Below are 8,094 nucleotides of genomic sequence, written 5' to 3'. Positions count from 1 at the left end.
GCAGGGCGTGCCCGGCATCGGGCGGCAGCGCCGCGCGCGGGCGGTAGCCTTCCGCCCGCAGCCGGTCGCGCAGCGCGGCGTAATGCGCGAAATAGGCGTCGATCAGCCCGGGCGCGGCGAGCGCCACGCCGTTGCGCCGCTCCGGCCGGCCCTCGGCGGCGCGGCGCAGCATGTAGCGGTAGATCTCGCTCTCCGGCAGCGGCACCGTCTCGTCGCAGAGCGCCGCCATCTCCAGATGCACCACGCTGCTCGCCAAGGGCTCGCCGGCCGCCGACCAGTCGCCGGCGTCGAGGAAGCGCGGGCCCAGGCGCAACGCGCGGCGCCCGTCGCTCACCACGTCGAGGAGCTGCCATTCCAGCCGCCGCGGCGGGACGTGCAGCAGCAGCCCGGTGCCGAAATAGCGCAGCGCCGGCTCCAGCCGCGGGGCGGGGGCGGCAGGGTCGGCCAGCAGGCCACGCAGCCCTTGCTGCAGCCGGCGCTCGAACAGCGGCGGCAGGGCGCCCAGCGGAGCGGCCAGGCGGGACAACGGCCCGCTCAGATGGCGCCAGCGCGCCACACCGGCCTGCTCCGGGCCGGAGATCGGGCGGTAGCGCGGCAGGGCCGCGCCTTCGGGCAGGACCAGCGGGATCATGCCGCCGGGATGCCGCAAAACCGGCGGAAAAGCCAGGGCCCGGCTTGCCGCCGCCGGCTGATTCAGCGCCGGGGATGCCCGGTGCCGGGCGGGTCGGCGCGGTCGTCATCGGCGTCCTGGTAGGCGGCGGCCAGGCGGTCGGCCGGGCCGGCCAGCTGCTCGGCCAGGAAGCCGGAGGTGGCGGACAGCAACAGCAGGGTCAGGAGCTGCAGGCGGATCGCACCGCGGCGGAAGCGCCTGGCCAAGCTCGGAGTCGGGCTGGGGGTGGGGCTCGGTTCGCTCATGGCGAGTCAATTCATTCCGTGCCCGGTGGCTTCACCCTTTCCCTACACGATCACGAGACGGGCGCGCAGCGAAAGGGACCGGTTCCGAACGCTAGACTGCCAGAGCGGCGTCCTGGGATGCAAGCATGAAGGCGTTGCGCTCGCCGGGCACCGGCGCCCAGCGGGAGGTGAGGCCGAGCACCGTCTCCGCCCCGCCGAGATACATCACCCCATCCGGCGCCAGGCGCTGCGCCAGCGCGTCCAGCACCCGCTCCTTGGTCGGCGGGTCGAAATAGATCAGCACGTTGCGGCAGAAGATGACGTCGAACCGGCCCAGCGCCCGGTGGTCGGCCAGCAGGTTGCGCTCCTCGAAGCGGGTCATGGCGCGCAGCTCGGGGGCGATGCGCCATTTGCCGCCCTCCTGCCTGAAATGCTTGATCAGCATCTGCACCGGCAGGCCGCGCTGCACCTCGAACTGGGTGAACAGCCCCTCGCGCGCGCGCTCCACCACCTCGCGCGAGAGGTCGGTGCCCAGGATCTCGGCCTGCATGCCGAGCTCGCGCAGCAGGATGGCGGTGGAATAGGCCTCCTGCCCGGTCGAGCAGGCGGCGGACCAGATGCGCAGCCGGTGGCCGGGCGGGCGGGCGGCCTGGAGCTGCGGCAGCAGCCGCTTCAGGTGCTCGAACGGCTTGCCGTCGCGGAAGAAGCTGCTTTCGTTGACGGTCAGCGCCTCGGTCACGTCGCGCGCCAGGGATTCGGCGCGGGAATCGCGCAGCTTGAGGGCCAGCATGTCGAGGCTGGGCAGCGCCTCGCGCCGCAGGATCGGGCCGAGCCGCGCCTCCAGCATGTAGTCCTTGTCGGGCGTCAGGACGATGCCGGCGCGCGCCTTCACCAGGGCGGCGATCGCGGCAAAGCTCTCGGCGTTCATGCCAGTTCTCCGGCAGGGGTCGGGCCGGCCGCGACGGTCGCCAGGACGCGGCACGCCAGGGCGTGTCGCGAGATGGCCCGGGCCGCGATGCGGGGCGGGGTCGAACGGGAAGACCGGCCGGGGCCGGCGGGCAGGGTGGCGGTCAGGAGCCCGCCGTTTCGGGCAGCAGGCCGAGCTGCACCAGCTTGCCGGCCAGGATGGCGTCGTCGAAGGGCTTCATGATGTATTCCTGCGCCCCGGCGCCGAGCGCCATCAGGATGCGCTCGAAATCATTCTCGGTGGTGCAGAGCACAACGACGGGCTCGTCCGCGCCGAATTCGGCGCGCGCGGCCTTGAGGAATTCCAGCCCGTCCATGACCGGCATGTTCCAGTCGAGCAGCACCAGGCGGGGCAGTTCCTCGCGGCAGGCGAACAGCGCCTCCTGGCCGTCGGCGGCCTCGCGCACCACGGCGCCGTGCCGTTCCAGCATGCGGCGCGCGACCTTGCGCACCACACGGCTGTCATCCACCACCAGGCAGGTCAGCGCCTCGTCCACACCCCACTCCATTGGCTGTCGGGCGCGCCGGACGAACCGGCGCAGGCTTGTTTCAGCGCAGGGACGTTTCCGGCTTGTTAATCCTTCTGTCCGATTTTCCTGGCCATGGCCCACGAAAAAGGGGCGCCGCAGCGCCCCTGTTCCGTCTTGCCCATGGCCGGGCCTGGGTCGGCCGTCGTCTCCACAAGACGGCGGCAGCCCGAAAGAAAAATAAAACTTACTCTAATTCGTGAGACAGGGCGATCAGGTCCCTTGTGTGGGGATGGTGGGCATCGCCCTCGCGCAGCTGGCCTTCGGTCAGTGTCTCGACGATGCGGCCGCCCTGCATCACGGCGAGCCTTTCGCAGAGATGCGCGATGACGGCGAGGTTGTGCGACACCAGGATGCAGGTGAGCTGCCGCGCCTGGCGCAGATCGGCCAGCAGGTTCAGCACCTCGGCCTGCACCGAGACGTCGAGCGCGCTGGTCGGCTCGTCCAGCAGCAGCACCGACGGGTCGGCGATCAGCGCGCGGGCGATCGCCACGCGCTGGCGCTGCCCGCCGGAGAGCTGGTGCGGGTAGCGGAAGCGCGCCGTGCGCGGCAGCGCCACCTCCTCCAGCGCGCGGGTGATGCGCTGCTCGGCGTCGGGGATGCCATGCACCTCGAGCGGCTCGGACAGGATGCGGTCCACCGTCTGGCGCGGATGCAGCGAGCCATAGGGGTCCTGGAACACCATCTGCACGGTCTTGAAGAAGGCGCGGTCGCGCTTCGGCCCGAGCGGCTTGCCGGCCACCGCCATGCCGCCATCCCAGCCGCCATTCAGCCCGGCGATGGTGCGCAGCACGGTGGACTTGCCCGAGCCGCTTTCGCCGACCAGCCCGAAGGTCTCCCCCGCCTCGACGCGGAAGGAGACGTCGCGCACCACGTGGTTGGCGCCGAAATGGACGTTGAGGTTCTCGATCTCGATCATCGGCGCGGCTCCAGCCAGGCGGGGTCGCGATTCAGCGTCGGCAGACGCTCGCGGCGGACCGACAGGCTCGGCATGCAGTCCAGCAGGCCGCGCGTGTAGGCGTGGCTGGCGCGGTGCAGGTCGCGCGCCGGCAGCTCCTCCATCACCTGGCCGGCATACATGACGACGACGCGGTCGCAGAAGCGGCTGACCAGCGGCAGATCGTGGCTGATCAGCATCAGCCCCATGCCGCGGGCGGAGACCAGATCCTCGATCAGCTTCAGGATCTCGGCCTGCACGCTGGCATCCAGCGCGCTGGTCGGCTCGTCGGCGATCAGCAGGTCCGGGTTGGGGGCCAGCATCATGGCGATCATCACGCGCTGGCCCATGCCGCCCGAGACCTCGTGCGGATAGCTCTCCAGCACCCGCCGCGGGTCGCGGATCTTCACCTGCTCCAGCAGGGTCAGCGCCGCCTCGCGCGCCTCGCGCTGGCCGCCCTTGTTGTGGGCGAGCCAAGCCTCGGAGATCTGCCGGCCGACCGTCATCACCGGGTTCAGCGAGTATTTCGGGTCCTGCATGATCAGCCCGATGCGGCCGCCGCGCAGGCTCCGCATCTGCCGCTCGCTCGCCGCCTGCACATCGATGCCGTCGAAGCGCAGCGCCTCGGCACGGACCCGCGCCGCCTGGGGCAGCAGCCGCATCAGCGCGCGGCCGGTCACCGATTTGCCGGAGCCGCTCTCGCCGACGATGCCCAGCTTCTCGCGGCCCATACTGAAAGAGATACCGCGCACGGCGGGGTTGAAGCCGGATGGCGTCGGGAAATCGACGCGCAGATCGCGGATCTCAACGAGAGAACTCATGCCACGCGCTCCTTGTCGTGGGGAAGGCGCCGCCTTCCCCACACCCCATCCGCCGGGGTGGCAGGGCCACCCCGGACCCCGCCTTCGGAAAGAAAAATCATCGCTGCTTGGGGTCCAGGACGTCGCGCAAACCGTCGCCCAGAAGGTTGAAGGCGAGGCTCGCCATGAAGATGGCGACACCCGGAATCACCGGCACCCACCACTGCTCCAGGATGAAGCGCCGCGCCGTCGCGATCATCGTGCCCCACTCCGGAATCGGCGGCTGCGCGCCGAGGCCGAGGAAGCCCAGCCCCGCCGCCGTCAGGATGATCGAGGACATGTCGAGCGTGACCCGCACCGTCAGCGAAGGCAGGCACATCGGCGCCACATGCTTCCAGATGATGCGCCAGGGCGCGGCACCCGTCATGCGCACGGCGGCGATGTAGTCGGTGTTGCGGATCGTCAGCGTCTCGGCCCGCGCCAGCCGCGCATAGGGCGGCCAGGCGGTCAGCGCGATGGCGATCACGGCGCTCTCGACCCCCGGCTTCATCGCGGCCACGAAGGCCAGCGCCAGGATCAGCCGGGGGAAGGCCAGGAAGACGTCGGTCACGCGCATTAGCACGCGGTCCCAGAAGCCACCGGCATAGCCCGCGACGCAACCGACCACGAGGCCGAGCGGCGCCACCAGCACCACCACCGCCACCACCATGCCGAGCGTCACCCGCCCGCCATAGATCAGGCGCGACCAGGTGTCGCGCCCCAGCTCGTCGGTGCCGAGCCAATGCGCGGCGGAGGGCGGCTGCAACCGGTTGGCCAGGTTCTGCACGCCGGGGTCGTGGGTGGCCAGCAGCGGCGCGGCCAGCGCCACCACCAGCATCAGCAGGACGATGGCCAGCCCCGCCACCGCCAGCCAGTTGCGGCGGAAGGCCAGCCAGAGCTGGTAGCGCCGCCCCCAGCGCGCCTGGGCGCGCGAGGCCGGCGTGTCGGAAAGCAGCCAGTCGCGGGTGGAAACGCTGTCGGACATCACTTCACCCGCGGGTCGAGCAGCCGGTAGAGCAGGTCGGCCATCAGATTCAGCACCACATAGATCAGCCCGACCACCAGCGTCGCGCCCAGCACCGCATTCATGTCGGCATTCAGCAGCGACACGGTCAGGTACTGGCCGAGGCCGGGCCAGGCGAAGATCGTCTCGGTCAGCACCGCGCCCTCGAGCAGGCCGGCATAGGTCATGGCCAGCACGGTGACGAGCGGCACGGCGGTGTTGCGGAAGGCATGGCCCCAGACGATGCGCGTGCGTGACAGCCCCTTGGCGCGGGCGGTGGTCACGTATTCGCTCTTCAGCTCGGCCAGCATGAAGGCGCGCGTCATGCGCGCGATATAGGCCAGGGAGAAGAAGGCCAGCACGCCGGCGGGCTGCGCCAGGTGCCACAGCGCGTCCTGGAACGCCGCCCAGTCGCCGGCCAGCAGCGCGTCCAGCGTCAGGATGCCGGTGCGCTCCTCCACCATGCCCTCGAAATAGATGCCCTGGCGGCCGGGGCCGGGGGCGATGTCGAGCGTGGCGTAGAACAGCAGCAGCGAGAGCAGGCCCAGCACGAAGACCGGCAGCGAATGCCCGGCCAGGCAGAACAGCCGCACGCCCTGGTCGATCCAGCTGCCCTGCCGCGTCGCCGCCCAGACGCCGAGCGGCACGCCGATGGCCACCGCGATGATGATGGCGACGGTGGCGAGTTCGAAGGTCGCGGGGAAGAAGCGGATGATGTCCTGGGTGACGGGGTTCGACGTCATCACCGAGCGGCCGAGGTCGCCGCTGGCGATCTGGCCGAGATACCGCCAGAACTGCACATAGAGCGGCTGGTCGAGGCCGAGCGCCAGCCGCGTCTGCTCCACCACATCCTGCGGCGCGCGGTCGCCCACGATGGCCAGCACCGGGTCGATCGGCACCACGCGGCCGATCAGGAAGGTGACCAGGACCAGGCCGAACAGGGTGATGGGCACGCTGGCCGCGGTGGCGGACAGGGCCTGCAGGCGCAGCCGCGCCGCCGAGGGCCGGGCCCGCCCCCCGGACGGCGGCGCCGCCCGGGGAGAGGTGGTCTCGCTCATGCCTTGGTGATGGCCTTGTAGAAGTGGCGGTCGTTCATCGGACCCATGTCGAAGCCGCGCACCGCCGCGCGGCTGACGGCGATCTCGATCTCCTGCAGCATGATCACGAAGGGCGATTGCTGCTGGTGGTCCTTCTGCAGCTGCACATACATCTCGGCGCGCTTCGCCGCGTCCGTCTCCTTCAGCGCCGCGAGCGTGCGCGCCGACAGCTCGGGGATCTCCCAGCTGGCGCGCCAGGCCAGCGTGCGGTTGCGCGCGTTGTCGCTGTTGTCGGTGTTGATGCTGAAGGCTTCCGCATTGCTGTGCGGGTCGAAATAGTCCGAACCCCAGCGCACCATGGCGATGTCATGCGTGCGGGCGCGGGTCTTGGTGATCACGGCGCGCATCTCGCCCGGCAGCATGCGCAGCCGGATGCCGATCTCGGCCAGGTTGGCCTGGATCGCCTGGGCGATGTCGGAGTTCGGCGCGGCCGAGGCGTAGTCGAAGGAGACCTCGAAGCCATTGGCCAGCCCGGCCTTCTCCAGCAGCGCCTTCGCCTCGGCGACGTTGCGCTTGAAGGGCTGGTCGGTCACCGCGCCGGGGAAGCCGGCCGGCAGGAAGGCCTGGTGCACGGCGTAGGTGGTCGGCACGATCGCCTTCTGGATGCCCTCGTAGTCGAGCGCCAGCTTGATCGCCTGGCGCACCTCGGGCTTCGCCAGGTTCGGGTTCTTCTGGTTCAGCGACAGGTACATCAGGCTGGCCTTGCGGGCCGACTGCACCGTGTAGGCCGGGTTGCCCTGCAACTGGCGGATCTGGTCGGCGCCGAGGTTGCGGACGATGTCATAATCGCCCTTGGTCAGGCCGAGCAGCTGCGCCGAGGGGTCGGCGACGTGGCGCATGATGATGCGCGGGATGCGCGGCGCCACGTTGCTGTGCGGGTTCGCCTCCAGCACCACGCTCTCGCTGGCGCGCCACTGGCGGAGGGCGTAGCTGCCCGAGCCCGCCGAATTCTGCTTCAGCCAGGCATTGCCGAGGTCGTCGCCCTGGGCGCGGCCCATCACCACCGCCTTCTCGACCACCGAGCCGACCGCGGCGGAGAGGCAGTAGAGCAGGAAGGAGGGCGCCGTCGGCTCGGCCGTCTGCAGCACCACGGTGCGCGGGCCGGTGGCGCGGATGCGCTCGGCCACATTGTCCTTGGTGAAGCCGAACTGGTTGATGATGAAGGCCGGCGCCTTGTTCAGCAGCACCGCGCGGGAGAGGGAGAAGGCCACGTCCTCGGCCGTCACCGGCTGGCCGGAGGCGAATTTCGGCCCCTCGCGCAGGGTGAAGGTGAAGGTCTTGCTGTCCTCCGACACCTCCCACTTCTCGGCCAGCTCGCCGGTGATCTCGGAGGGGTTGGAATTCGGCGTGGTCACCAGCTTCTGGTAGACATTCGCCGCCAGCTCGGAGGCGGTGTACTCGAACGCCTCATGCGGGTCGCAGGTGATGATGTCATCGATCTGCTTGGCGAAGACCAGCACGCCCGGCGGGGTCTGGGCGGCGGCGCCCGACAGCGTGGCCGGGAGCGAGGCGGCGGCGGCCGAGGCCAGCAGCAGCGTGCGACGTGTCAGCATGGGTTTGGGACCTCTCCTGCAACTCCCCCCGGTGTAGCGCGCGGGGCCGGACCGCGCCACGGGGCAGCATGGACTTCCCAGCGGGAGTTCGCAGTGGGGCACAGCGGAGAATGGCGAAGCCGCAGCCCGGTGGCCGGCCTGCCGCGGCGCATCATGACAGATTCTTAATCCTGGAAGGCGATGCGCAGCTCGCCCGGCGCCTGCTGCAGCCGCGCCGCGTGGCGGGTGGCCAGCCAGAGCGCGAAGGCGGCGCGCGCCGCCTCGCCGCCCATCAGGTC

At 70.6% G+C, this 8,094-nt stretch carries 9 protein-coding genes; all 9 read right to left on the bottom strand.

Annotated elements, in window-relative coordinates; translation table 11 throughout:
• Nucleotides 1-631, bottom strand: a 631-nt coding sequence (locus HMPREF0731_RS25095) for a hypothetical protein (RefSeq protein WP_040612009.1), incomplete at its 3' end; no start/stop codon positions are given.
• 62 nt (nt 632-693) lie between these two features.
• A complete protein-coding gene (locus HMPREF0731_RS07020) occupies nt 694-915 on the bottom strand; it encodes a hypothetical protein (protein WP_007003365.1) in 222 nt (73 codons plus the stop codon).
• Nucleotides 916-1,006: 91 nt separating this feature from the next.
• Nucleotides 1,007-1,822: a CheR family methyltransferase gene (locus tag HMPREF0731_RS07015; protein ID WP_007003364.1), complete on the bottom strand. Its 816-nt coding sequence runs from the start codon at nt 1,820-1,822 to the stop codon at nt 1,007-1,009.
• A 142-nt stretch (nt 1,823-1,964) separates the two neighbouring features.
• Nucleotides 1,965-2,357 (bottom strand): response regulator, encoded by a 393-nt coding sequence (locus tag HMPREF0731_RS07010; protein ID WP_245538259.1) that lies wholly within the window; start codon nt 2,355-2,357, stop codon nt 1,965-1,967.
• Nucleotides 2,358-2,574: 217 nt separating this feature from the next.
• Complete coding sequence (locus HMPREF0731_RS07005) at nt 2,575-3,306, bottom strand: ABC transporter ATP-binding protein (RefSeq protein ID WP_007003362.1); 732 nt, start codon at nt 3,304-3,306, stop codon at nt 2,575-2,577.
• Nucleotides 3,303-4,145, bottom strand: coding sequence for an ABC transporter ATP-binding protein (locus HMPREF0731_RS07000; protein ID WP_007003361.1), 843 nt, complete (start codon nt 4,143-4,145; stop codon nt 3,303-3,305). Before HMPREF0731_RS07000 ends, HMPREF0731_RS07005 begins: the two co-directional genes overlap by 4 nt.
• Before the next feature lie 97 nt (nt 4,146-4,242).
• Nucleotides 4,243-5,148, bottom strand: a complete 906-nt coding sequence (locus HMPREF0731_RS06995) for an ABC transporter permease (RefSeq protein ID WP_007003360.1) — start codon at nt 5,146-5,148, stop codon at nt 4,243-4,245.
• Complete coding sequence (locus HMPREF0731_RS06990) at nt 5,148-6,224, bottom strand: ABC transporter permease (protein ID WP_007003359.1); 1,077 nt, start codon at nt 6,222-6,224, stop codon at nt 5,148-5,150. Before HMPREF0731_RS06990 ends, HMPREF0731_RS06995 begins: the two co-directional genes overlap by 1 nt.
• Nucleotides 6,221-7,816, bottom strand: coding sequence for an ABC transporter substrate-binding protein (locus tag HMPREF0731_RS06985; RefSeq protein WP_007003358.1), 1,596 nt, complete (start codon nt 7,814-7,816; stop codon nt 6,221-6,223). The genes HMPREF0731_RS06990 and HMPREF0731_RS06985 overlap by 4 nt, the downstream gene beginning before the upstream one ends.
• Nucleotides 7,817-8,094 lie beyond the last annotated feature (278 nt).

Origin of the sequence: Pseudoroseomonas cervicalis ATCC 49957, from assembly GCF_000164635.1 — a bacterium.
Classification (GTDB): domain Bacteria; phylum Pseudomonadota; class Alphaproteobacteria; order Acetobacterales; family Acetobacteraceae; genus Pseudoroseomonas; species Pseudoroseomonas cervicalis.
This window is presented reverse-complemented; position numbering and strand designations above follow the sequence as displayed.

Bases quoted from the DNA above. Each gene is read 5' to 3' on its own strand.
- HMPREF0731_RS06995 (WP_007003360.1), bottom strand. From the start codon at position 5,148: ATGTCCGACAGCGTTTCCACCCGCGACTGGCTGCTTTCCGACACGCCG.
- HMPREF0731_RS06985 (WP_007003358.1), bottom strand. From the start codon at position 7,816: ATGCTGACACGTCGCACGCTGCTGCTGGCCTCGGCCGCCGCCGCCTCG.
- HMPREF0731_RS07020 (WP_007003365.1), bottom strand. From the start codon at position 915: ATGAGCGAACCGAGCCCCACCCCCAGCCCGACTCCGAGCTTGGCCAGG.
- HMPREF0731_RS07000 (WP_007003361.1), bottom strand. From the start codon at position 4,145: ATGAGTTCTCTCGTTGAGATCCGCGATCTGCGCGTCGATTTCCCGACG.
- HMPREF0731_RS06990 (WP_007003359.1), bottom strand. From the start codon at position 6,224: ATGAGCGAGACCACCTCTCCCCGGGCGGCGCCGCCGTCCGGGGGGCGG.
- HMPREF0731_RS07005 (WP_007003362.1), bottom strand. From the start codon at position 3,306: ATGATCGAGATCGAGAACCTCAACGTCCATTTCGGCGCCAACCACGTG.
- HMPREF0731_RS07015 (WP_007003364.1), bottom strand. From the start codon at position 1,822: ATGAACGCCGAGAGCTTTGCCGCGATCGCCGCCCTGGTGAAGGCGCGC.